The 22,135-nt window shown below is 65.1% G+C and carries 24 protein-coding genes; 19 read left to right on the top strand and 5 right to left on the bottom strand.

The window, feature by feature from the left end; all coding sequences use genetic code 11:
• Nucleotides 1-155: 155 nt before the first annotated feature.
• Together U1H82_RS13555 and U1H82_RS13550 are read right to left on the bottom strand one after the other, a co-directional pair.
• Nucleotides 156-734, bottom strand: a complete 579-nt coding sequence (locus tag U1H82_RS13555) for a hypothetical protein (protein WP_322965485.1) — start codon at nt 732-734, stop codon at nt 156-158.
• Nucleotides 735-757: 23 nt separating this feature from the next.
• Complete coding sequence (locus U1H82_RS13550) at nt 758-2,830, bottom strand: S8 family serine peptidase (RefSeq protein WP_322965484.1); 2,073 nt, start codon at nt 2,828-2,830, stop codon at nt 758-760.
• Between the two features lie 1,401 nt (nt 2,831-4,231).
• On the opposite strand from U1H82_RS13550, the gene U1H82_RS13545 reads away from it, so the two are divergent.
• The 8 genes from U1H82_RS13545 to U1H82_RS13510 all read left to right on the top strand — a co-directional run bounded on the left by U1H82_RS13545 (nt 4,232) and on the right by U1H82_RS13510 (nt 10,287).
• Nucleotides 4,232-4,750: a hypothetical protein gene (locus U1H82_RS13545; RefSeq protein WP_322965483.1), complete on the top strand. Its 519-nt coding sequence runs from the start codon at nt 4,232-4,234 to the stop codon at nt 4,748-4,750.
• 164 nt (nt 4,751-4,914) lie between these two features.
• Nucleotides 4,915-5,730 carry a ribonuclease H-like domain-containing protein gene (locus tag U1H82_RS13540; RefSeq protein WP_322965482.1) on the top strand — a complete coding sequence of 272 codons (816 nt, stop codon included), beginning with the start codon at nt 4,915-4,917 and terminating at the stop codon, nt 5,728-5,730.
• A gap of 84 nt (nt 5,731-5,814) precedes the next feature.
• Nucleotides 5,815-6,429 carry a hypothetical protein gene (locus U1H82_RS13535; protein ID WP_322965481.1) on the top strand — a complete coding sequence of 205 codons (615 nt, stop codon included), beginning with the start codon at nt 5,815-5,817 and terminating at the stop codon, nt 6,427-6,429.
• Nucleotides 6,429-7,364, top strand: coding sequence for an AAA family ATPase (locus U1H82_RS13530; protein ID WP_322965640.1), 936 nt, complete (start codon nt 6,429-6,431; stop codon nt 7,362-7,364). The genes U1H82_RS13535 and U1H82_RS13530 overlap by 1 nt, the downstream gene beginning before the upstream one ends.
• A gap of 90 nt (nt 7,365-7,454) precedes the next feature.
• Nucleotides 7,455-7,991: a hypothetical protein gene (locus U1H82_RS13525; RefSeq protein ID WP_322965480.1), complete on the top strand. Its 537-nt coding sequence runs from the start codon at nt 7,455-7,457 to the stop codon at nt 7,989-7,991.
• A 57-nt stretch (nt 7,992-8,048) separates the two neighbouring features.
• Nucleotides 8,049-8,927, top strand: coding sequence for a hypothetical protein (locus tag U1H82_RS13520; RefSeq protein ID WP_322965479.1), 879 nt, complete (start codon nt 8,049-8,051; stop codon nt 8,925-8,927).
• Nucleotides 8,928-9,069: 142 nt separating this feature from the next.
• Entirely contained in the window at nt 9,070-9,690 is a 621-nt protein-coding gene (locus tag U1H82_RS13515) for a hypothetical protein (protein WP_322965478.1), read from the top strand.
• Between the two features lie 129 nt (nt 9,691-9,819).
• Entirely contained in the window at nt 9,820-10,287 is a 468-nt protein-coding gene (locus U1H82_RS13510; protein ID WP_322965477.1) for a hypothetical protein, read from the top strand.
• Between the two features lie 51 nt (nt 10,288-10,338).
• On the opposite strand, the gene U1H82_RS13505 is transcribed toward U1H82_RS13510, so the two are convergent.
• Together U1H82_RS13505 and U1H82_RS13500 are read right to left on the bottom strand one after the other, a co-directional pair.
• Entirely contained in the window at nt 10,339-11,145 is an 807-nt protein-coding gene (locus U1H82_RS13505; RefSeq protein ID WP_322965476.1) for a coiled-coil domain-containing protein, read from the bottom strand.
• A 166-nt stretch (nt 11,146-11,311) separates the two neighbouring features.
• Entirely contained in the window at nt 11,312-11,608 is a 297-nt protein-coding gene (locus U1H82_RS13500) for a hypothetical protein (protein WP_322965475.1), read from the bottom strand.
• A gap of 155 nt (nt 11,609-11,763) precedes the next feature.
• Between U1H82_RS13500 and U1H82_RS13495 the strand changes: the two genes are divergently transcribed.
• Genes U1H82_RS13495 through arsH form a run of 4 tightly spaced genes read left to right on the top strand, consistent with a single transcriptional unit; the run spans nt 11,764 to nt 14,568 of the window.
• A complete protein-coding gene (locus tag U1H82_RS13495) occupies nt 11,764-12,096 on the top strand; it encodes an ArsR/SmtB family transcription factor (protein ID WP_322965473.1) in 333 nt (110 codons plus the stop codon).
• A gap of 11 nt (nt 12,097-12,107) precedes the next feature.
• Nucleotides 12,108-12,536 carry an arsenate reductase (glutaredoxin) gene (gene arsC, locus U1H82_RS13490; protein WP_322965472.1) on the top strand — a complete coding sequence of 143 codons (429 nt, stop codon included), beginning with the start codon at nt 12,108-12,110 and terminating at the stop codon, nt 12,534-12,536.
• Nucleotides 12,536-13,822, top strand: a complete 1,287-nt coding sequence (locus tag U1H82_RS13485; RefSeq protein ID WP_322965471.1) for an arsenic transporter — start codon at nt 12,536-12,538, stop codon at nt 13,820-13,822. The genes arsC and U1H82_RS13485 overlap by 1 nt, the downstream gene beginning before the upstream one ends.
• The gene (gene arsH / locus U1H82_RS13480) at nt 13,822-14,568 is read left to right on the top strand and encodes an arsenical resistance protein ArsH (protein ID WP_322965470.1); all 747 of its coding nucleotides are present in this window, start codon (nt 13,822-13,824) and stop codon (nt 14,566-14,568) included. Before U1H82_RS13485 ends, arsH begins: the two co-directional genes overlap by 1 nt.
• Before the next feature lie 37 nt (nt 14,569-14,605).
• On the opposite strand, the gene U1H82_RS13475 is transcribed toward arsH, so the two are convergent.
• Complete coding sequence (locus U1H82_RS13475) at nt 14,606-15,475, bottom strand: MBL fold metallo-hydrolase (RefSeq protein ID WP_322965469.1); 870 nt, start codon at nt 15,473-15,475, stop codon at nt 14,606-14,608.
• Between the two features lie 68 nt (nt 15,476-15,543).
• On the opposite strand from U1H82_RS13475, the gene U1H82_RS13470 reads away from it, so the two are divergent.
• The 7 genes from U1H82_RS13470 to U1H82_RS13440 all read left to right on the top strand — a co-directional run bounded on the left by U1H82_RS13470 (nt 15,544) and on the right by U1H82_RS13440 (nt 22,129).
• Nucleotides 15,544-15,861, top strand: a complete 318-nt coding sequence (locus U1H82_RS13470; RefSeq protein WP_322965468.1) for an ArsR/SmtB family transcription factor — start codon at nt 15,544-15,546, stop codon at nt 15,859-15,861.
• Between the two features lie 4 nt (nt 15,862-15,865).
• Nucleotides 15,866-16,381: a rhodanese-like domain-containing protein gene (locus U1H82_RS13465; protein WP_322965467.1), complete on the top strand. Its 516-nt coding sequence runs from the start codon at nt 15,866-15,868 to the stop codon at nt 16,379-16,381.
• A 7-nt stretch (nt 16,382-16,388) separates the two neighbouring features.
• Nucleotides 16,389-17,165, top strand: coding sequence for a sulfite exporter TauE/SafE family protein (locus tag U1H82_RS13460; protein WP_322965466.1), 777 nt, complete (start codon nt 16,389-16,391; stop codon nt 17,163-17,165).
• A gap of 391 nt (nt 17,166-17,556) precedes the next feature.
• Entirely contained in the window at nt 17,557-18,051 is a 495-nt protein-coding gene (locus tag U1H82_RS13455; protein WP_322965465.1) for a Csu type fimbrial protein, read from the top strand.
• 64 nt (nt 18,052-18,115) lie between these two features.
• A complete protein-coding gene (locus U1H82_RS13450; RefSeq protein ID WP_322965464.1) occupies nt 18,116-18,805 on the top strand; it encodes a fimbrial biogenesis chaperone in 690 nt (229 codons plus the stop codon).
• Nucleotides 18,783-21,182 carry a fimbria/pilus outer membrane usher protein gene (locus U1H82_RS13445; RefSeq protein WP_322965463.1) on the top strand — a complete coding sequence of 800 codons (2,400 nt, stop codon included), beginning with the start codon at nt 18,783-18,785 and terminating at the stop codon, nt 21,180-21,182. Before U1H82_RS13450 ends, U1H82_RS13445 begins: the two co-directional genes overlap by 23 nt.
• Nucleotides 21,179-22,129: a Csu type fimbrial protein gene (locus U1H82_RS13440; RefSeq protein WP_322965462.1), complete on the top strand. Its 951-nt coding sequence runs from the start codon at nt 21,179-21,181 to the stop codon at nt 22,127-22,129. Before U1H82_RS13445 ends, U1H82_RS13440 begins: the two co-directional genes overlap by 4 nt.
• Nucleotides 22,130-22,135: the final 6 nt, after the last annotated feature.

Genomic DNA, 22,135 nt, shown 5'->3' with positions numbered 1-22,135 from the left:
CCGACTACGTGCCGATCTACCCCGATCTACTGCTTGCATCCGAAGGGGCGTCCACAGAGGCCATTCCGCTCTCCACCATTACGAGAAATTTAAAATGTCCGCCCCCCAATCAACCTGACGGTCACCGTCAGGTTGATCCGTGTGCCTATCTAGAATTAGCCCCAAACCATGCCGATCGTTTTCACCATCCATGCGCCCTCGGGCGTCCGCAGCAGTTCGAACGTCTGATGGTGCGCGGCCTGTGATTGCGGCGAGATGTAATAGACCGTGAAGGCCAGCGCGTTGGCGGCAGGCTTGCGGACGTCGCTGAGGCGCAGCACGTCCTGGCAGTAGCGCGGGTCATGGTACTGGTCTTCGCCCCGCGCGACATAGCCTTGCGACGGTCCGTAGTTCGATGAAGTCACCGCGTCGCGGTTTAGCGCCCTCCAGGCAGTGTCATTGACGCCGCAGGCGCTGGTCCGGATGAGGCGTTCGATCAGCGGGGCTGCCGCTGCCATGTCCTTGGCGATGTCCGGGTTGGCCTGCTTGGCCGCGACGGCGTCGTGAATGGCACGGGCCTGCTCGGCGCTCGGCTCGACCACGGCGATTGGGCGAACCGGTGTCGGTGAGGGCGCACCCTGCGCGTTGGGCACGGTGATCGCCTTCAGCACGCGGCCGAGGAGGCCATTCTGCGCGGGGGCGACGGCGGGCAGCGTGGCAACGATGACGGCGGCGGCGATTGGGAATGTCTTCATGGTCGTGTTCCTGTGTCCGGGGTTCAGAAGCGGGCCGCCCAGTGGGCGAGCATGGAGGGCGAGCCATCCGTCAGGTCCTGCATGACGCCGATCCGGACGGTGGAGCGGGGGCCGCCGGTCGAATAGCCGGCGGTCAATTGCACGCGGCGTTGACCGGCGAGACTGGCGCTGGTCGACTGATAGATCAGAGATTGAGTCGCCAGATCGTAGCCGCTGGCATAGGTCAGTCGCGCAGCGCCGGCTTCGATCATCAGCGGTTGTGCGACCCCAAGGCTGACGAGCCCGCCCAGCGCCGTGCCGGTCATCTGGAAGCCGAGGCGGCTGCCGACCAGCGGCGTCGTTCCGGTGACGAGGGACGCCGTGACCGGCTTCATGCGGCTCAGGCCGAGTGAGCCATAGCCCTCGATGCTCCAACCCGGCGCGACGCCGAACCCATGATGCGCTTCGATCATGACGGTGCGGGCGCCGCCGCCGAGACGCAACGCGCCTTCGCCCGTGGGCATGCCCATCAACGTGCCCGTCTCGTTGATGAAGGACAGCCGCATATCGGCTGCCCGTCCGGACCAGCCCAGCGTCACGGCGCTCGCCGCACTCTCCCGGGTGCGACCACTGGCAATGGTGATGCTCAGACGCCCGCCCACCAGGTACCGATCAACGCCGATGCTCGTGCCCGCCTGCGGTGCGTAGGCCAGCACCCCGTCAGCGAAGGGCGCAAGCCCCATCACGTCCGACTGAAGCGAGTCCGCCGCATTCCATGCAGCGCGTATGCCGACGCCATCGCTGACATAGCCGATGGTGCCGGCCGTCGCCTGAGTGACGACCTGGTCGCCGCCGGGGCCGACCCGCGCGCTGGCGAACCCCATCGCCCCGGTGAAGCCGCCGAAGGACAGCGCCGACTGGTGGCCCATCTGGGCGACGCGTCGCCAAATCCGATGATCGGCGCCGACCTGCGGCTTGACGATCAAACCGGCAAGCGAAGCGGCATAGTCCCGGCCAAACTGGTCGAAAATCGTGACGTTGGACAGCGCTGTCTGGATCGCTGCCGCGCCCATCGGCGTCGGGATCGCCATCACCGAGGATCGCACCGCTGTCTGCGTCGCGCCGTTCGACAGTGTCGGATTGACCGGCGACAGCGCGGCCTTGAAGTCGACCAATCCGTGGCCGAACACGTCGTCCACGCCTGGATCGCCGATGTCCTTCGCGGTCGTCAGGATCACCTGACCCGCCTGCTGCCCGGTCAATTGTGGCCATTTCGACAGGATGTCGGCCGCGAGTGCGGCGACCGTCGGCGTCGCCGAACTGGTGCCGCTGAACAGTCCGACGGTGCCGTTGACCAAGGTGGTCACGTTCGTGCCGACGGCCACCACATAGCGGTCCTTCATGGTCCCGGCGCGGTTCGAATAGGACTCGATGGTGTAGGCTTGGATGTTGGGGCTCAGCGCGCCGACGAAGATGATCGCGTTGACGTTGGATGCGTCGATGGCGGCGGCATCCGCAGGATTGGCCGCGGCGCTGTTGCCAGCGGAATTGACGATCAGGCCGCCGGTCGCGCCGAACCGGGTGACGGCTTGGCCCCAGGTGGTGCTGCCGCCCTGGTTCAGCGAACTGCTGACGATCTTGATCTTCTGCGCCGTCGCATAGTCGAGCGCCTCCACGGCGCGGAAGATCGCCTCGGTCTTCGTATCCTCATCCCAGTCCGAGACGCGAAGCACCGCGAGACTGGCGCCCGGTGCATAGCCGACCGCGCCTTGCCCGTTTGCGTTACCCGCGATGATGTTGGCGACCGCGGTTCCGTGATCGGACTGGTCGTCGCCCAAGACATCGCGCTTCGTCTCGACCCCGCCCTTGGTGACGTAGCCGAAGTCCTTCGACAGTGACGCGTCGATGCGGCCATCGAGTTCGCCGTTCACGTTGACGACGCCGTCGTCGATGACCGCGACGGTCACGCCGTGGCCATCATGGCCACTGTCCAGCGCATAGAGCGCGTTGACGAATTCATTCGCGCCGTAGTTGCGGCGGAACTCGGCCGTGTCCGCAGCCGATCTGGTCGGCTGCAGGTTGGACGGCGTGATGATGTAGCCAGCCGGCGGTGGCACTGGCGCCGAATATACGGGCGGTGTTGGTGTGGGCGTCGGCGTCGGACTGGGGGTTGGCGTAGGTGTTGGAGATGGTGTGGGCGTGGGCGTCGGTGAAGGCGTAGGCGTCGGTGACGGGGTAGGACTTGGCGACGGAGACGGCGTCGGGCTCGGCGTCGGCGCCGGCGTTGGGCTAGGCGTGGGCGTCGGTACCGGCACCGGCACGCTACCCGAACTGGCTATGCTGCCACCACCGCCGCAGGCCGCAATCATCAGTGTCAGCAGGCTCGCCGACGCTGCCTTGATCCCCCGTAATCTCGTCATGTCATCCCCCGATGGGGATGCGCGCCGGACAGCCGGCGGCACCCCGTTGAACCCAGGGTGCCGGCCTTCTGGAGACCGGAATGTTGGAAACCTGCTATTAGACAGGCGCGAACGCCTTTAAGCCGAGTGGCTCTGGACATAACGTCCGCCACCCGGTCACAGAACTAGGTTCTGTAAACCTTGGCCTTTCGGCCGGCTCTAATAGTCAGGGTTTCCACGCCCTGGCCCGCGAAGCTGAAAGTCTCGCAGGCCGCCTCAGCCTATAGCTGGGACGTTAACAAATTCCTAGTCGTCCAGATGGACGTGGTCTTACCCGACAGATGACCCCATTCGGCATACGCCTCTGCCGCGTCGTCCGAACTGGTACCAAACTGGGCTCTTGACCCAAAAATCGAGATTATCCGGGAAATAGCCTATTTTACGGGCAAGCCGCTTATCCGCAAAATACCCGATTTTTGGGGCAAGCCGATTTCGGGGCCTTTCGCCGTCGATCCTTGAGACCGCTCAAAAAGCGTCATTTTGAGAGCTATGCTGATTTTCGGGGCAAACTCGGCTTCGGCTGAGCCTCGCTCTGACATCGGACCATTCCGGTGGGCGGTCGACTACCGGCAGTCAACGGCCAAATTGCCGTTAACCAATTGATTTTACGTCTATCCGTAAAATGCGGTATTTTGGGTCAAACCAAAATACCGATTTTTGGGACAAGCCCAAAAATCTTGTCCCGAAAATCCCCTATTTTTGCAGAATAGGGCGAAAAGCCGCCTCCGCGGACACCATCCGGCATTTTCCGGATAACCAGATTGGTACAATTTCGCACCTGAGCCGCCGACCCCCATGGTCGGACGGGTGAAGGGGCAAATTCATGTCAGGCGCAATACCGCAAACGTGTGGCAGGCCATCACGTTTGCTGCGCCACCCCCGTGCTTCGGGGGCGGTTGGCTCGCATACGCTCGTTTGTGCTCGGCGCGGGGCGCCTCAGGTCGGACGCGCGGCGTCCTCGGGCGCCCCGATGCGGCTTCGACCGCATCGGGGCTGGGGCGTTCGTTTGTCGCAAACGCCTGACCAACATATAACCACCGACACTGTCGGGACATCGTCATGGACGAACTCTACGCCGCCTTTAAGCATCTAGCCCGCCGTTTCCATGGCCGCTGGAGCAGGCTCGACGACGCGCTCACCCTCATTCGATCGACCAGTGGCGCGAAAACTAGCGAAGGCGAACGCACCCGCCGGATGCTCCTCAACGCCTTTCGGGTGCAGACCTACCCGGACAGCATTCGCGAGACACTGCAGACCGACCGGCTAAACGCCATGCGGGCGCTGGGCGAACCGCTGAGCGAGGCGCTAGGGCATATTATCACGATCGAGTTCGCCGAGGAGATGCTTAGGGCGTTGGACGATGCGGAAGGCCAACGTAAGCGCGAAACTGCCGCTGCGAAGAAGATCGAAAAGACGGACCAGGTCTACGGTCCTTTCATCCGCGCCATGCACAACCATGGTATCGTGCGTGGCGATCATGAGGTCATGACCGAGCAGGATTGGGCCGTCGTCGCCAAATACATACGCCGCAGGGTCGCGGCCCGCCTGCGCAACGTCCCGCCCATTCGGACATACTAGGAAACCCTTACGCCGGATGGGCGGCTTCATCCGTTCTGGAACAGTTACCGCATGCCGGTTGATCAGGTGGATGGTGAGGAAAAGGTGGAAGGCACACCGGCCCCGCCGCCACGCTGATCGCGCCCGCGGGACATCGTCCCGCTTCCCACAGCATGAGGTGACCTATGCGCTCTTCACAGCGCCCGTCCAGCCACGCCCGCGTTCCGGGCTCCGTCGTGGCCTATGACATCGAGACGATCGCCCCGGCGACGCCGGATGGCGCTTTCCCGCCCTGGCCGCTGCACCGGCCGGTGGCGATCGGCTTTGCCGCCGCGTCCATATGGAATGGCGAATGGAGGTTCGACATCGAGGCGCTGGTCGCAACCGGCGATACCGACGAGGCCGATCTGATCCGCGCTGCCGACGAGCGCTTCTCCCAGGCGCAGGTCGTGACCGGCTACAACTCCACTCAATTCGATGCGCTGGTCCTGCGGCTGGCCGCACAGCGCTGCCGGTTGTGGAACTTGCCGGCGCTGGCCGATCACGCTGCTGCGCATCGCTATGGCGGCGAACATCTCGATCTCGCCGACCGCTATGCGAGCTTCGGTCGCAAGGTCGGGCTGGCAGCGCTGTGCGACCAGATCGGCATCCCCGTGAAGACCGATGTGGCGGGTGGCGATGTCGCCGCCTTGTGGGAGGCGGGCGAGCATGACCGCATCTGTCGCTATGTGATGGAGGATGCGGTCGCCACGCTCGTCCTGTGGTTCGCCTGGACGGCGGCGCGCCACGCTGACGAGGCGCTGGTGACGCGACCACTGGCAGCGCTTGCGAGACGGATCGAAGTGACGCCGGAGCTTCATCATCTCCAAGCCTTCGTCGACTGTCCGCTGATGCGCTGGTCGCGCCCACGGGCGCTCGCGGCCGATGTGGGTGCGGCGCTGGACCGTGTCACCGCGACGCTCCGCCGCGAAGCCGATGAGCGGGCCTTCACCGCCGCCTGACCACGACCATCATCAACGAGTCTCCCCGGACGGCCCGGCCATCAATGCGATGGCCGGGCCGCCGTCATTTGAAGGACCCCTGTCATGATCACCGACACCCTCGTTCTGTCCGTCGCCTGCATCCGCCAACCGGCCCTGGCGCAACGATCGGCCCGCACCCTGCTGATCGGCGCTGCGACGCTCGCGGTGCGCCGCAGCTTCGGCACCTATGGCTTCGATCTCGTTGCCGACAGCAGCACCGTTACCGATGATCCGGCCCAGACGATCGGCTGGCTGGCCGACCGCCTACGTCATCCGCCCGGAAGGCTGCTCCTATGGCGCGCCGAGGACATCGTCGTTCCCGCCCTGATCGAATGCGCCAGCACCGCGCGCAACGCGGTCGCCGCCGCCCGGATGTTGCGCGGACTGCATGCGGCACTGGAAGGCGGGATGGTCGACGTCGCCGACGCCTTTGGCGGTTCGGCCGCGACATCGTTCGACGCCATCGCCCACCGCGCCGGTCTGCCGTTCATGCCGATGTCGGCCACCGCGCTCGCCGACGCGCACCGGAACGGCAATCACGGTGATATCGAAGATCATCTTGCCGCCCGTGCCAAGGCCACATGGCGTCTGTGGCTGGACGGCCAGCCGGACACTGGCCCGGTCCGCGCCGCCGCCGAAGCCTGGCTCGCCACACCGGCGGCAGAGGTGCGGTCGTGATGATGGTCATCAATTGCAGGCCGCATGTCCGTCCGTGCCGCTCGATCCCGTCCGACGGTCTGGCGGACAACGAATGGAGCACCTCAATCCCCACGCTGTATGCGATGCTCACCCAGCCGCTGCCGCTCGCCGGCGGCGCAATGCTGGAGCGCGCAGGCAGCAGCGGCGAGGCACGGCTGGCGGCGGCGCTGCGCGCCGAGGCACCGTGGATGGCGGCATTCGCCGACCGGATCGCGGAACGCGCCGCGCTGAGCATCTGGGCGGGGCGGCCATGGCTGGCGTTGCGCCCCATGTTGCTTGTCGGACCGCCGGGGGCGGGCAAGACGTATCTGGCGCGCAGGTTGGGGGCCTTGTCGGGCTGCGGCGATGCGGTACTGTCCTTCGCCGGGGTCAACAGCAACGCGGTACTGGCGGGCAATCCGAGGGGCTTTCGGCATTCGCAGCCCAGCCTGCCTGCGATGATCATGCAGCGGACCAACACCGCCAATCCGGTGATCGTCATCGATGAAGTCGAGAAGGCGGTGGCGAGCGACCTCGGCGATGCGGTCGCGACGCTGGTCGGCATGCTGGAGGGAGGTGGTGCCAGCCGCTACTTCGACGGCTGCCTCGCCGCCGAGATCGACCTGTCGCACATCAACTGGGTGATGACGGCCAACCGCATCGACCGATTGCCCGCGGCCCTTCTGTCGCGGGTCGAGGTCATCCACGTGCCGGGGCCACGACCGGAAGATGCCGAACTGGTGCTGCCCGCCCTCTGGCGGGACGTCGCCCATCAGCTCGGCCTGCCGCCATCGGCACTGCCGCAGGTCGAACAGGCCGCCGAAAACGCGCTGCTGCGCCTGTTCCGACGGACGCGCTCCATACGCCGGCTGCGCCAAGCGATCGAGACGCTGGTCGCCGTGTCGGCACGCCACCGGCTCCGCGAAGTCCATTGATGATCATCGAAGGCGGTGCGGTGAGCACCGTCAGGAACGGGAAAAAATGCTCCGGCCGGGAAGCGGCCGTCACCAGAAAGGAATGTACCCATGGAAACGACTGTCCGCCACCAGAACTTCATGCTCGCGCTGCGTCAGCTGATGGGCTGGCCCACCTTCGCGCCGGTGAACAACGCGATCGCATTTACCTCGGGCCAGACGATGTCAGCGCCGGTTGGCGTTGAGCTTGGCCGTATCGCACAGGCGCTGAACAAGGACCTTGTCTATTCGGGATGGTCGACCATCACCGCCAGGGAACCGGATGGCTTCGCGGTGGCCTTTCGCGATCTGGTCACGGTCGACATCATCGATCGGCTTGTTCCCTTCGCTGCGGACGATCGCGCACGCGTGATCCTGGTCAGCACCTCCACCGACGAGCATTTCGCGATCGACACGCGGGGTTCGCTGATCCGCATGGCGGGTCGGCCGAAGGCCGTGCGCGACGGCCGTGCGCTGGCGATGTCGCGGATCAAGGCGGTGGCCGCCACCCGCAGCAGCGACTTGCTGCCGGATAACCAGTTTGTTGCCACCGGTGCCGCCGTTACCTGCCCGCAGCCCTTGCACGAGACGATCGTCCGCTTCGCCTGACTTACCCGGCGGCACCAGTTGGTGGCCGCTAATTCCTGATTGTTCTGGAGACCTTACATGCCCCTCGAAGCCACAACGCCTCGTCCACGACGCAGCTGGATCGTGCTCGATATCGAGTCCGCCGTTCTCGATCATACCGCCCACCAGCGCTACCAGCAGATGGAGCGCTGGACGCCGTCGCCGAACAAACCAATCCGCCGTGGCTACACCCGCAGCGAAGACCCGCTGACCTGTCCGCGATGGATTTTCCAGACGCTCTGCGTCGCGTCGATCATGGTGCTGGTCGAGGATGCTGAGGGCGGCTTTGATGTGCGAAGCTTCGAGACGTTGTCCGCCCCGGAATTGGATGAACGCGGTGTTGTGGCCGGCGTTCTTCGCGTGCTGGCCGACGCCCCGCCAGAGGCTGAACTCTGCACCTGGATGGGATTGGTCCATGACATCCCTGTGCTGATTGCGGCCGCGATGCGGCACGGTCTGTCGCTACCGAAATGCTGGGGCTGGCTATCGCATGGTGGTTTCCATCGCGACCGGCATATCGACCTGGCCCGCGCGCTGACCGCAGGCATGAAGATCAAGCCGATCCATCTGGCCGAGGTGCTCGCCGCGATGGACTTGCCGGGCAAGCTGACCTGCCCACCCTTCGCAGTCACCCGGCTGATCGAGGCGGGACGATGGGAAGAGGTGGCGTCCGCCTGCGAGGTCGACGTCATCTCGACCGCACTGCTACTGGCCCGCTGGCGGCGGCTGACGGACCCTCGCGCCGAAGCCGAGGTTGTCGAGGATCGCATCCTTCGCCGCGTCATCGAACAGCGACCGGATCGGCGATATATCGCAGCGTTGCAGGCGCATCGGGATCGGCGCTTCGCCGCACAATATGCGAAAGCCGCCAACGATGCCGCGATCTTGGCGCCGTGGCTGGATCAGGACGCCGCCTGACCCTTCACCCTTGCTTCACCAACCTGCGTTAGCCTCGCCGTCATGACAAGGCTGGTCCTACTCCCACATGCGCCATTACGGAAAAACGCGGACAGCCTGTCTGCAAATTCTCGGCGTGGCGCATGAGGAAGTAGGACCTGTCATGTCCAAGCCCTTCGTTCCTGCCGAGGACGCCCGCCAACTCACCCGCGACGAAATCAAGGCGGAGCTGGTCAGGATCGATATGGCGCCCGGCGCCGCAATGACGCGCTGCGCCGACCAATTCGCCGCCGATTATCCGGGTGAAGGGCGTGATCTCCTACAGACGGCAATCGTCGGTGCGCTGACAACGCGTACGTGTCGTGAAGGTGTGTCGGGCGAGCGGTTCCTGGCGGGCATCATGCGCAGCATCGCCTCGACCCATCGCCGCGCTCGTGAACGGCGCGGCGAGGACGTCGTGTCGCTGCCAGTCGAGGTCCTGGCCGAACAGATGGCGATGGGCGGCTATACCGTCATGGCGGCCGACGACGTCATCGAGATCGAACGCGTGCGGCTGATGTGCGAGCACATCCTCGACCAGCTCAGCGCTGCCTCACCACGTCAGGCCGCGCTGATCGACGGGATCGGCCTTGGGTTGCGCGGGCAGGCGCTTGCCGACCACCTTGGCCTGTCCATGCAGGATCTCGCCACCGTGCGTCGCGCGCTGAAGCGTCACGCACAACGTCTGTGGCTCGACGCTGACACGCAGATCTTCCGATCAGAGGCGTCAGCCGGCGCACAGTAAAACGATGGAGCCGCGCGGACTTCTATCCACCTTTCGCGCAATCTAGGGTGGCGCGGCACTGGCCGCGGACGAGATGGCAAAATCTGTTGTCAAGATGGTTGCACGTAAAAAATTGGCAAGGAGAGGTGAATGGAATATATTTCGCTAGCGGGCCTCGCGTGGCTGGCACGGTACGGCCTAAATATCGATTTGATGATGGATCGATGGAAAAATGGCCGTGGCGTCACACCTCGCCGCACATCATCCGACCAAAATCCAGATTGTAGAGATGAAGATTTTCCTGACGGCGGCATCATCTATCATGGTAGATATTGGCTAACGTATCAGATGTGTGATGGCGTTTCTTATGACGAGATGCGCAATCGGCGTGCTAAACTGGTTATTCGAGGGAATACCCTTTCCGAAGCTGCTATCGCCAAGCTCTACCAATCGGCCACACCGCTCAGAGATGTCGTGGAATTGCCCGAACATTGCATCGTCACCTTCGCCAATGCCAAGATAATCCGAGCAAGGAATTTGGAAAGGAATGCGGTGGAGTTCCTGTTGCGGGTAGATTGGATGACGACCACGCAGGCTTACAACCTCGAGCGGATGTGAGCATATGGAACCCGTACTGACGCCGCCGGCGGCAGTACGGGCGCTGTTGGGTCAGCTTTCCATGTTACCATGTTCGTCAGCGGTGCTGCCGCTCCAGATTTCACTCATCGGCATCGCATCGGGTTCAGCATCGCCCGCTGATACGGCTCCGCTACTCTGCGACCCTTCGATTGTCTCGGACTGTTCGTTGCCGATTTGAAGTTCGGTGTCGGTCTCAGCAACGGGTTCGCGATCGTCAGGGTCGCCGTCCGGCCTGTCATTCCCCTTGATCTCAGCCGAAGGCTGATCGCCCGCACCGAGTTCGACCCCGCCGACCTTGGTGATCGCAGGCTTATCCGATTGGATAGAAAGTTGCTCCAGCCGTCCGGTCAGTCGATCTTCCCTACGACGGGCATCATCGAGCTGAGCCTTGAGCTGGTCACTTTGGGATTGTGCGGCATCACGTTCCTGCTCAGCTTCGATCCAGCGATCCATCAGCATCTTTACCTCGGCTTCGCTCCTGTTCAGACGCTCCTCGGCCGTCGCGATGCGGAGCGAAGCGTCGCGATGTATCGTGTTGACCGTATCGCTGAAGGCGCCGAGCAGGGTTTTCGTCCCGTCCGCTGTAAAGCGATCGAACAGCCCCTGAAACGCCGCGCGGACTTCAGGCGGGACTTCGAGAGCCGGCGGAGCGGCCCTCTCGGCACCGGCCGCTAGCCAGAGCTTCACATTCCGGTAAAAGCCACCGTTGGGCTCGACGCCCAACAATACCGCTGCCTCGAAGATACTGTCACCCGGCTTCCACCGTCCGGATTTTACCAAGCCTTCCATCATCCCCGCCACGACATTGGGGCGGAGCCAATCCTTGCTCTTCTTCATGATATCACTCGCCATCTGCGAGCCAGACTGATCCTGCGAGACCTGCGAAACCTGCGATATCGCAGGTCTCGCAGGAGAAGGCATTCGACAGGTCAATCCGACTGGCACATTGTCATCTTGCGCCATGACCGTGTCGGTCAGGCGCGGGATTTTATGGCGACGGCGGTTATGGTGCGGCCCAATGTTGGGGCGGACGATTCAACGACCGTTGCAGCGCAAGTGGGTCGAACGCAGCGCTGATACGACGGATGCCCGATTGCAGACGCAGCCAAACCAGCATGCTGATCGAAAATAGCGTCACGATGATCGACTGCAGGCAACGATATACACCGGCGCCGCCGCGACGGCGGTCAGCCCTTGCACCGACGATGCGCGACACGGCGGCAAGCAGTGTTCCGATCGCGTCACACCGCTGGGCGCTCAAGGGCGCAGACAGGGTCTGAGAAGGGGCCGAACTGCTCATCGTCTGTCTTTATAGGCTGGCGCGTCCACGCCGCCAACTCGATGGCAATCGCATGAAGAAAGTCTGCTCCTAGCAGAATCTGACTTGGGTAAGATCGGGTAGGCCGAAGCAATCCATCAGTATGACAATAGCAAAGAATCCACTATGCTGGATATATGGAAACCGATTCGGCAATCGCTGCATTCGGCGCTCTCGCACAGGCAACGCGCCTAGATGTGTTCCGGCTGCTGGTGCGCTACGAACCCGCCGGGATGGCGGCTGGCGAAATCGCCCGCCAACTCAACGTCCCGCAGAACACCATGTCCGCGCACCTTGGTATTCTCGCCCGCGCGGGACTGGTCCGCTCCGAACGCCATAGCCGGTCGATCATCTACCGCGCCGACCTTGACGGCCTGCGGGCGCTGACGCTGTTCCTCGTCAAGGATTGCTGTGCGGGCAACGCGGAACTGTGCGCGCCGCTCATCGCCGAACTCGCCCCCTGCTGCTGAAAGGACGCCCCGTGGCTGTCGATATCGTCATCTATCACAATCCGGAATGCGGCACGTCGCGCAACGCCCTTGGGCTGATCCGCGATGCCGGCATCGAGCCGCATGTGGTCGAGTATCTGAAGACCCCACCCGCGCGTGCGCTGCTGGTCGCGCTGATCGACCGCGCCGGCATGACGCCCCGCGATCTGCTACGCGAGAAGGGGACGCCCTATGCGGAGCTGGGCTTGGGCGACACGTCGCTGTCCGATGAAGCGCTGATAGATGCGATGATGGCGCATCCCGTCCTCATCAACCGACCCCTGGTCGTCTCGCCGCTCGGCGTGAAGCTGTGCCGCCCTTCTCAAGCCGTCCTTGATCTGCTGCCGAGCGGCCAGCTTGCCGCGTTCGCAAAGGAGGACGGCGAAGAGGTGGTCGATGCGTCGGGCCATCGCGTCGCCTGATGCTTCTTGCCATCCTGATCTTCGTCGCGACGATCACGCTCGTCATCTGGCAGCCCAAAGGCCTTGGGATCGGCTGGAGCGCGATGGGCGGGGCCGTCGTGGCGCTGCTCGCGGGCGTCGTCACCCTGTCCGACGTGCCAGTGGTATGGGGCATCGTATGGAACGCGACCGCTGCGTTCGTCGCGATCATCCTCATCAGCCTGCTGCTCGATGAAGCCGGGTTCTTCGAGTGGGCGGCGCTGCACGTCGCCCGCTGGGGCGGGGGGAATGGTTGTCGGCTGTTCGTCCTGATCGTGCTGCTCGGCGCAGGCGTGTCCGCGCTGTTCGCCAATGACGGTGCGGCGCTGATCCTGACGCCGATCGTCATCGCCATGCTGCGGGCGCTGGGGTTCGAGGACAAGGCGACGCTGGCGTTCGTCATGGCGGCCGGGTTCATTGCCGACACCGCCAGCCTGCCGCTGGTCGTGTCGAACCTCGTCAACATCGTGTCGGCCGACTTTTTCCAAGTCGGGTTCGGTGACTATGCGTCCGTTATGGTGCCGGTCGACCTCGTGTCGATCGCTGCGACGCTGGCGGCGCTGCTGCTGTTCTTCTGGCGCGACATACCGACAGACTATGACGTGCGGGCGCTGCGCGCGCCGCGCGAGGCGATCCGCGATGCTGCAACGTTCCGCGCTGGATGGATCGTGCTCGCTTTGCTGCTCGCCGGCTTCTTCCTGCTCGAACCACTCGGCGTGCCGGTCAGCGCCGTGGCCGCTGCCGGCGCGATCCTGCTGCTGGTGATCGCAGGGAGGGGCCACGTTATCCCAACGGCCAAGGTGCTGAGCGGCGCCCCGTGGCAGGTCGTGATCTTCTCGCTCGGCATGTACCTGGTCGTCTATGGCCTACGGAACGCAGGGTTGACCAATCATTTGGCGGCGCTGCTCGATAGCAGCGCGCAAGGCGGCGTATGGGGCGCTGCGCTGGGCACGGGCATCATCGCAGCGGTCCTGTCGTCGGTGATGAACAACATGCCGACCGTGCTGGTGGGCGCGCTGTCGATCGACGCAACGCACGCGACCGGGGCCGTCAGGGAAGCGATGATCTACGCCAACGTGATCGGCTGCGACCTCGGCCCCAAGCTGACGCCGATCGGCTCGCTCGCGACGCTGCTGTGGCTGCACGTTCTGGGGCAGAAGGGCGTGCGCATCGGATGGGGCTATTACTTCCGGATCGGGGTCATGCTGACCGTGCCTGTCCTGCTCATCACGCTGGCGGCGCTCGCGCTGCGAATTGGGATCGCCTGATGCCTCTCCGCGACCTTGCCGACCCCGATCATCTGCCCGCGCTCGACCGGCGCTATGCGCTCGATCGCCCCGCTCTCGGGCTGGGCGCTGGCGATCCGCCGCCCCGCATCCTGTTGCTCTACGGGTCGCTTCGGGAGCGATCCTATTCGCGCCTGTGCATCGAGGAGGCGGCGCGACTGCTCCGTTTCTTCGGCTGCGAAACACGCATTTTCGACCCTTCTACCCTGCCGCTTCCCGACCAGCACGCGGGTGACGATCATCCCGCCGTCCATGAGCTGCGCGAACTATCGATGTGGTCGGAGGGTCAGGTGTGGTGCAGTCCCGAACGGCACGGCCAAATCACTGGCATCATGAAGCTGCAAATCGACCACCTGCCGCTCAGCATGGGCGGAATGCGCCCGACGCAGGGCCGCACGCTCGCAGTCATGCAGGTGTCGGCGGGATCGCAGTCGTTCAACAGCGTCAACAGCTTGCGCGTGCTTGGCCGCTGGATGCGGATGGTGACGATCCCCAACCAGTCGTCGGTCGCCAAGGCGTTCAACGAGTTCGATGATGCCGGGCGCATGAAACCTTCCAGTTACTATGACCGGATCGTGGACGTGATGGAGGAGCTGGTGCGGTTCACGGTTCTGCTACGCCCGCACGCAGCGCAACTGGTCGATCGCTATTCCGAACGAAAGGAAGCCGGGGTGCCGATCAACGCCGCCACGGACCTGTCGAGTATCGCGACCGCACCGCAATCCTGATCGCTTCCGAAGCCCGAATGCTCAAACGGATCAATTCTCACTCCGCCTTCCACTTCACCGGGATACGCAGGTAGGTGACTCCGTTCGCCGCCGCTTCGGCGAAGTGACCCGCGCGGATGTTGACCTGGATCGAGGGCAGCAGCAGCTTGGGCACGGATAGTCCGGCGTCGCGCTGCTCGCGCATGGCGACGAAATCGTCTTCACTCACGCCGTCATGAACGTGGACGCTCGACCGTCGTTGCTCACCCACTGTCGTTTCCCAGCGATAGTCGTCGCGGCCCGGTGCCTTGTAGTCGTGGCACAGGAACAGCCGCGTCGCGTCAGGCAGCGCCAGCAGGCGGCGGATCGAGCGGTAGAGCGTGCGCGCATCTCCGCCGGGAAAGTCGGCACGGGCGGTGCCATAGTCGGGCATGAACAGCGTATCGCCGACGAACGCCGCGTCGCCGATCCGATAGGCGACATCGGCAGGCGTGTGACCGGGGACGTGCAGCACCTCGACCTCCAGCGCGCCGATCGCAAAGCGCTCACCGTCCTCGAACAGGCGGTCGAAGTCCGATCCGTCCGTCTTCAGGTCGTCCATCGCGAACACGGGGCGGAAGATCTTCTGCACGTCGCGGATATGCGCGCCGATCCCGATCCAGGCGCCGGTATGCGCTTTGATGAAGGGCGCGGCCGACAGGTGATCGGCATGGGCATGCGTCTCCAGCACCATCGCGATGCGCCAGTCCTGCGCGCGGGCGAAGGCGACGATGCGTTCCGCCGAGCGCGTATCGGCGACGCCGCTCGCCAAGTCGAAGTCGAGCACCGGATCGATCACCGCCGCTGTCCGCGTGGCGGGATCGCCCACTAGGTAGCTGATCGTGTTCGTCGGCTCGTCGAAAAATGCCTCGATGAAGGGCTGGGTCATGATGTCCTCCGTTAGCGCTTGCTAATATATTAGAGGATGCTACATAAGCAATGCCTAATGGAGTAGCGATGATGCTCAAGCCGCCGATGGACTTGGCGACATTCGAGGTGAAGGCCGGTCAGGTTGCCGACACGCTGAAGGCGATCGGCAATGCCCGCCGGCTGATGCTGCTGTGCAAACTGGTCGAGCATGGCGAGGTGACGGTCGGCGAACTGGCCCGCGATGTCGGGCTGTCGCAATCGGCCTGCTCACAGCACTTGGCCAAGATGCGCGACGAAGGTCTCGTCACCTACCGGCGGGAGAGCCAGACGCTCTGGTACGCCATTGCCGACCCCCGCGTCGAAACGCTGCTCGCCACCCTCTACCAGCTCTATTGCAAGGATTGACGCGATGACGCTTGCGACCCTTTCCCCTGCCGACACCCGCGCTGCGATTGATGCCGGTGCGCGCCTGATCGACATTCGCGGTGCCGATGAACATGCGCGCGAGCGCATTCCCGATGCGGTGAACGTGCCGCTCGACCGGATCGGCGACCTGCCGCGTGACGGCCGCCCGATCGTCTTTCACTGCAAATCGGGGATGCGGACCGCCGCCAATGCGGCGCAGCTCGGCGCGGCAGCGGGTGGCGCGCCGGCCTATATCCTCGAAGGCGGCATCGAGGCGTGGCGACAGGCAGGACATCCGACCTTCGCCGATCGATCGCAGCCGCTGGAGATCATGCGGCAGGTGCAGATCACGGCCGGTGCGCTGGTGCTGACCGGCGTCCTGCTCGGCCTGTTCGTCGCCCGCGGTTTCTTCGGACTGTCGGCCTTCGTCGGCGCCGGGCTGATGTTCGCGGGTGTGACGGGATGGTGCGGTATGGCCAATCTGCTCCGCGTCATGCCGTGGAACCGGCGGGTGGCCTGAGGCGATCATGGACGCCACGATCTTCGCCGCGCTTGCATCCGGCGGTGTCATCGGCCTGATCCTCGGCCTGGTCGGCGGGGGCGGGTCGATCCTTGCCGTGCCGCTGCTGATCTATGTCGTCGGCGTCGGATCACCGCACGCCGCGATCGGAACCGCCGCCGTCGCCGTCACGGTCAACGCGCTCGCCAGCCTGATCGGCCATGCGCGGGCGGGCCGCGTAAAGTGGCGGTGCGCCGGCGTGTTCGCATTGTCGGGCATGATCGGTGCGGCATCGGGGGCGGAGCTGGGCAAGGCGTTCGACGGCAAGCGGCTGCTCGTTCTGTTCGGACTGCTGATGATCGGCGTGGGGCTGTCGATGCTGCGTAAGCGCCGCACGGCGGAAGCGCCTGACGTACGCCTGACCCGGCACAGCGCCGCTACGCTGCTGCCGCGCCTGGTCCCAATTGGCTTGGGCGTCGGGCTTGCCGCTGGGTTCTTCGGGATCGGCGGCGGTTTCCTGATCGTGCCTGGGTTGATCCTAGCGACCGCGATGCCGCTGCCGTTTGCGATCGGCACGTCGCTGGTTGTCGTCAGCGCACTGGGTCTGACCACGGCCACCTCCTACGCCCTGTCGGGACTGGTCGATTGGGGCGTGACCGCACTTCTCGTCGCGGGTGGCATCGTCGGGACGATTGGTGGCATCGCGATTGGCAAGGTTCTCGGCACCCGCAAGGGGTTGCTCGAACGCGGATTCGCCGCCGTGGTGATCGCGATTGGAATCTACATCACTGCATCGATGGCTTAAATCGCGCTCGGTCCAAGCAAATGGACCAGAGACGATTGGTCCGGTCACCTCGTCCTAGTTCGAGGAGCGCCGATAGCCAATCGCCGCCCGTCCCTCATCGATCGCCGTCAACGGCCAGACGGAGCGCTTGATGAGAGCGCCCCTCTCGATGCGTGGTACAGGCAAGGTGCATTGAACTGGGCACCAAACTGTAGCACATAGCCTTTCGGACGATCTAGAAACCGCAGTTTTCTGCGGGTTTCAGTGTGGCCAAATCTTGGAACGGAATCCCTTCACCCGCTCCATCCCGACATTCCCTGCACTGCCTTGAAATTGCTTCCGATTGTGAAGCGAAAGCAGCCCTTGCCGTCCATCGCGCTTTTTACGAAGCGTGATTTGGAGGCACGCCATCGTGAAAGCCTATTTCGCTCCCCTCGCTATCGCCGTGCTCGGTTGCGTCATGCTGCCCGAGCAGGCTGCCGCGCAGCAGAGCACGCAGTTCCAGGTGTCGATGACGATCCAGGCCGAATGCAGACTGACATCGGCAAGCGATCTTGCTTTCGGCAATACCGGCGTGATCCAGGCGGCGATCACCTCGACCAGCACGATCGGCGTCCAGTGCACGAACACGACGCCCTATAATATCGGCCTGAACGCGGGCGCGGGCGCCGGGGCGACGGTGGCCGCGCGGCGGATGACGTCGGGTTCGGGGGCGACGGTGGTCTATGAGCTGTTCCGCGACCCTGCGCGAGCGCAGATCTGGGGCAATACCGCAGGCACCGATACGCTGGCCGGGATCGGCAACGGCGCGGTTCAGACGCTGACGGTGTACGGGCGTGTTCCCGCACAGGCCACCCCGGCGGCGGGCAGCTACACCGATACCGTCCAGGTAACCGTCACCTATTGAGGCTGCTGCGAGAGGAACGCGGATGAAACGCGCCCCACTAACATGGGCCATCATGGCCGCGTCGATGATATCGATGATCCCGGCGGTCGGCCGAGCATCGGACATTCGGGTCGCCCCTGTCGCCATCGACCCGCTGCCGGGCGCGCGCACGACCGCGCTGACGCTCAGCAATGCCGAGCAACGCCCGGTGCGCGTCCAGGTCCGCGTCATGAAATGGACCTTGAAAGACGGGGCCGATGTCTTGACCCCCACCAACGACGTGGTCGCCAGCCCACCCTTCTCGACGCTGGCGCCGCAGCAGCAATATCTGATCCGCGTCGTCCGTACCGCCAAGGCGCCGCCGGTGGGCGAGGAAGCATATCGCGTGCTTGTCGACGAAGTGCCCGATGCCGCAAGGGCGCGGCCGGGGACCGTCAATCTGGTCGTGCGGCAATCGATCCCCGCCTTCTTCTCCGACATTCCGCGCCGGGCGCCCGATGTCGCGTGGCGGATCGACCGCTCGGGGGGCGCCGCGGCGCTGGTCGGGCGCAACAATGGCAATCGGCGGCTGCGCATCGCCGACCTTCAACTGATCGCGGGCAGTCAGCAGATCCTCGCGCGGTCGGGGCTCGTCGGCTATGTCCTGGCCGGTTCCGAGCTTCGCATCCCCTTGAGCCCCGGCACCGTCGTCGCAAATGGCACGGACCTGCGGATGCGCGCGGTCTCCGATGGTGGCCCGATCGAGGTCTCCCTTGCGACCCAGACGCGCCGGTGAGCTGGGATGCACGTTCCTGGCCATGCTGTGCGGCGCGTCGCAGGCCTGGGCGCAGGACAGCGACAGCCTTCGCGTCGGTGTCGAAGTGGACCCCAGCCGCCAGGAGCAGGCACTGCAACTGGAGGTCTATCTGAACGACCGGCCGACCGGCTATGTCGCGTCGTTCACGCAGCGTCCGGATGGCGGATTTACGGCGCGTACCGCCGAGCTTCGAACCATGGGCGTCATGCTCCCCAACGATGTCCAGACGGGCGACGTGCCACTCGAACGCATTGCCGGTCTGCGCTATCGTTATGAAGAGATGCGGCAGATCATGTGGCTGGTCGCCGGTCCGACTGCGCAGCGGCCGACCCTGATCGGGGGCGGGCCAAGCGATAGCGCCAGACCCATGCCCAACCGACCGCCGCTTGGCGCGGTACTCGACTATACGCTGTTCGCCAGTGGCGACAGGAGCGTGGTCGGCCCGCGCTTTACGGGGGCATCGGGTGCGTTCGGTACGCGGGTGTTCGGGCCGTTCGGGCTGATCGAGAACAGCGTCATCGGGCTTTGGTCGGACGGGCTGCGCGTTACCCGCCTGTCGACGACCTATAGCTATGAAGACCCCGGGCGGCTGGTGACATTGCGGGCGGGCGATACGATCAATGGCGGGCTGGCCTGGACCCGCCCGATCCGGATGGGCGGCCTTCAGATCCAGCGGACGTTCGGCATGCGGCCCGATCTCGTCACCATGCCGGTTCCCCGTCTGCTGGGAAGCGCAGCGGCCCCCTCCACCCTCGACCTGTTCATCGACCGGGTTCGGACCCTGTCGGCCGACGTACCCGAAGGCCCCTATGCCGTGATGCACCCGCCGGTCGTGCAAGGCGCGGGCGTCGCCACCGTCGTCGTCCGCGATGCGCTGGGCCGAGAGACGGTGTCGACCGCGCCCTTCTACGCCTCGCCGCAACTGCTGGCGGAGGGGCTGACCGACTTCAGCGCGGAGATCGGCTTTGCGCGACGCAGCTATGCAATCGTGTCGAACGACTATGATCGGCGCCTGATCGTGTCGGCGTCGGCACGCCGCGGCGTGTCCAGCCGGTCGACGCTTCAGGGGCATGCCGAGGCGGGGGCGGGCCTGATCCAGTTCGGCGCGGGCGGTGTGGTGACGTTGCGCGATCAGGCCTTGCTGTCGGTGGCGGGGGCGATGAGCCGGGCGGACGGTCGCACCGGCGGGCTTGTCGATATCGGCTTCGAATCGCGTCACCCCGGATTTTCGATATTGCTCCGTTCGATGCGGACGATCGGCAGCTATGCCGACCTGGCGTCACGCACCGCGTCCTTCGGCCCGGTGCTGGCGGGCGACCGTCGTATCTTCGGCGCGCCGCGTGAAGTCGACCAATTCTCGCTGTCGCTGCCCATCGCCACCACCTCGGCATCGCTGGGGATCAGCCTGGTCAATTCCAAAACGGCAGCGGGCGACCGGTATCGGCTCGCCAGTCTTTCCTCGACCGCCAATGTCGGGCGGCTGTCGCTGTTCGCCAATGCCGTGGCGGACCTCAGCGGCAATCGCAGCTTCGGCCTGTTCGTCGGAGCCAGCCTGCCGCTGGGACGACGGGCCTCGATCACGACCGGCGCGACCGTTTCCGATGGGCGCGTATCGGGTTATGCCGAGATGTCGCGTCAGGGCGCTCATGAGCCCGGCTCCTGGGGGTGGTCGGTGCGCGTGGCCGATGGTCGCGAACGGGCGGGCCATGCGATCCTGCGCCATACGACCGGGTTCGCCCAGTTCGAGGCGACCGGGCTCTATGCGGGCGGCACCGTCTCCGGGACCTTGCAGGCCGAGGGGGCGGTGGCGCTGATCGGCGGCGACCTGCACTTCGCGCGGCGGCTCGACCAGTCCTTCGCGGTGGCCGATGCCGGGGCGAGCGGCGTGCGGGTGTACCGCGAGAACCGGCTGGTCGGCACGACCGGCGCGTCGGGCAAGCTGCTGGTGCCCGACATCGCGCCGTTCGAGCCGAGCGCGATCTCGATCGATCCCTCCTCGCTGCCGGTCGATGCCCGCGTGGGTGCGACCCATGCCGAGGCGGTGGCCTTTACCCGCGTCCCCGCGCTCGTCGCCTTCGGCGTGGCGCGCGAGACCGACACGGCGCTGGTCGAATTTGTCGACGGCGCAGGTCAGTTGCTGCCGCTCGGCTCGGTCATCGCTCGGCCGGGGTTGCCCGAGGATGTGGTCGGTTATGACGGCGCCGCCTTTCTCGGCGCGCTCGGGGCCCGGAACGACGCCGTCGTCACCGATCCCGACGGCCGACGCTGCCGCGCCCATTTCGCCTTCGCCGCCCAGCCCGGCGAACAAGTCCGCATCCGCGCCGACTGCACGCCGATCGCGAGCACCGCACCATGAAGCATCTGATCCCTGCGCTTTTCGCCGCCTTCGTCCTCTTCGTGATGCCCGGTGCCGCTCGGGCGCAGACCTGCTCGGCCACGATCTCGACGATCGACTTCGGCAGCCCTTCGCTTCTGTCGAGCGGTCCCGTGGATGTGACCGGCACGATAACGGTCAGCTGCACCGGCATTCCGCTGCTCAGCGTGGTCAAGATCTGCCCCGGCATCGGTGCGGGCAGCGGCGGCACCGATGGATCGGGTCGATTGATGACGGGCACGGCGGGGTCGCTGCGCTATCAGCTTTATCAAGATACGGCGCGGTCGATGGCCTGGGGCGCGCTGGACAATCCGGTCTTGGGAAGCGTGCCGCCGATCATCATTTCCAACCTGCTCAACGGGGCCGGTTCGGCGACGCGAACCATCTATGCCCGGCTGTTCGGGGGCCAGGCGACGGCGGTGCCGGGCGCCTATCGCTCCAGTTTCATCGGCAATGCCACGCTGTTCAGCTATGGTGCGGAACTGCTCGGCACCAGCAGCAATTGCACGGGCTTTGCGGGCTCCGCCTCGATCCGGCCGACATTCGAGGTGATCGCATCCCCTGCCAAAGGCTGTAACGTCGCGGCCACCCCCCTCACCTTCCCGACGACCGGCGTCTTGTCCCGGTCGGTGACCGCACAGAGCGAACTGAGCCTGACCTGCACCAACCAGACGCCCTATGCCCTGCGCCTCGACACCGGCCGCAATGCCGATGCCTCGGGGACGCGGCGCATGCGCGGTCCTTCGGGAAGCTTCATCGCCTATAGCCTGTTTCGCGATGCAGCCCTGTCATCGACCTGGGATAGCGGTCTACAGGCGTCGGGCACCGGCACGGCGCGGGGACTCGCAATCTATGGCCGGGTAGCTGCCCAGCCAACGCCCGCGCCCGGCCTCTACACCGACACGGTCGTCGTCACGGTCACCTATTAGGCGCGA

It is taken from the genome of Sphingomonas fuzhouensis, assembly GCF_034659795.1.
In the GTDB taxonomy this organism is placed as follows: Bacteria; Pseudomonadota; Alphaproteobacteria; order Sphingomonadales; family Sphingomonadaceae; genus Sphingomonas; species Sphingomonas fuzhouensis.
Note: the sequence above shows the minus strand (reverse complement) of the source record. Positions and strands in the feature narration are given on the sequence as shown.

Bases quoted from the DNA above. Each gene is read 5' to 3' on its own strand.
- U1H82_RS13475 (WP_322965469.1), bottom strand. From the start codon at position 15,475: ATGACCCAGCCCTTCATCGAGGCATTTTTCGACGAGCCGACGAACACG.
- U1H82_RS13555 (WP_322965485.1), bottom strand. From the start codon at position 734: ATGAAGACATTCCCAATCGCCGCCGCCGTCATCGTTGCCACGCTGCCC.
- U1H82_RS13525 (WP_322965480.1), top strand. From the start codon at position 7,455: ATGGAAACGACTGTCCGCCACCAGAACTTCATGCTCGCGCTGCGTCAG.
- U1H82_RS13530 (WP_322965640.1), top strand. From the start codon at position 6,429: ATGATGGTCATCAATTGCAGGCCGCATGTCCGTCCGTGCCGCTCGATC.
- U1H82_RS13500 (WP_322965475.1), bottom strand. From the start codon at position 11,608: ATGAGCAGTTCGGCCCCTTCTCAGACCCTGTCTGCGCCCTTGAGCGCC.
- U1H82_RS13535 (WP_322965481.1), top strand. From the start codon at position 5,815: ATGATCACCGACACCCTCGTTCTGTCCGTCGCCTGCATCCGCCAACCG.
- U1H82_RS13515 (WP_322965478.1), top strand. From the start codon at position 9,070: ATGTCCAAGCCCTTCGTTCCTGCCGAGGACGCCCGCCAACTCACCCGC.
- U1H82_RS13485 (WP_322965471.1), top strand. From the start codon at position 12,536: ATGCTTCTTGCCATCCTGATCTTCGTCGCGACGATCACGCTCGTCATC.
- U1H82_RS13545 (WP_322965483.1), top strand. From the start codon at position 4,232: ATGGACGAACTCTACGCCGCCTTTAAGCATCTAGCCCGCCGTTTCCAT.
- U1H82_RS13460 (WP_322965466.1), top strand. From the start codon at position 16,389: ATGGACGCCACGATCTTCGCCGCGCTTGCATCCGGCGGTGTCATCGGC.
- U1H82_RS13440 (WP_322965462.1), top strand. From the start codon at position 21,179: ATGAAGCATCTGATCCCTGCGCTTTTCGCCGCCTTCGTCCTCTTCGTG.
- U1H82_RS13510 (WP_322965477.1), top strand. From the start codon at position 9,820: ATGGAATATATTTCGCTAGCGGGCCTCGCGTGGCTGGCACGGTACGGC.
- arsH (WP_322965470.1), top strand. From the start codon at position 13,822: ATGCCTCTCCGCGACCTTGCCGACCCCGATCATCTGCCCGCGCTCGAC.
- U1H82_RS13540 (WP_322965482.1), top strand. From the start codon at position 4,915: ATGCGCTCTTCACAGCGCCCGTCCAGCCACGCCCGCGTTCCGGGCTCC.
- U1H82_RS13465 (WP_322965467.1), top strand. From the start codon at position 15,866: ATGACGCTTGCGACCCTTTCCCCTGCCGACACCCGCGCTGCGATTGAT.
- U1H82_RS13450 (WP_322965464.1), top strand. From the start codon at position 18,116: ATGATATCGATGATCCCGGCGGTCGGCCGAGCATCGGACATTCGGGTC.
- U1H82_RS13495 (WP_322965473.1), top strand. From the start codon at position 11,764: ATGGAAACCGATTCGGCAATCGCTGCATTCGGCGCTCTCGCACAGGCA.
- U1H82_RS13505 (WP_322965476.1), bottom strand. From the start codon at position 11,145: ATGAAGAAGAGCAAGGATTGGCTCCGCCCCAATGTCGTGGCGGGGATG.
- U1H82_RS13520 (WP_322965479.1), top strand. From the start codon at position 8,049: ATGCCCCTCGAAGCCACAACGCCTCGTCCACGACGCAGCTGGATCGTG.
- U1H82_RS13470 (WP_322965468.1), top strand. From the start codon at position 15,544: ATGATGCTCAAGCCGCCGATGGACTTGGCGACATTCGAGGTGAAGGCC.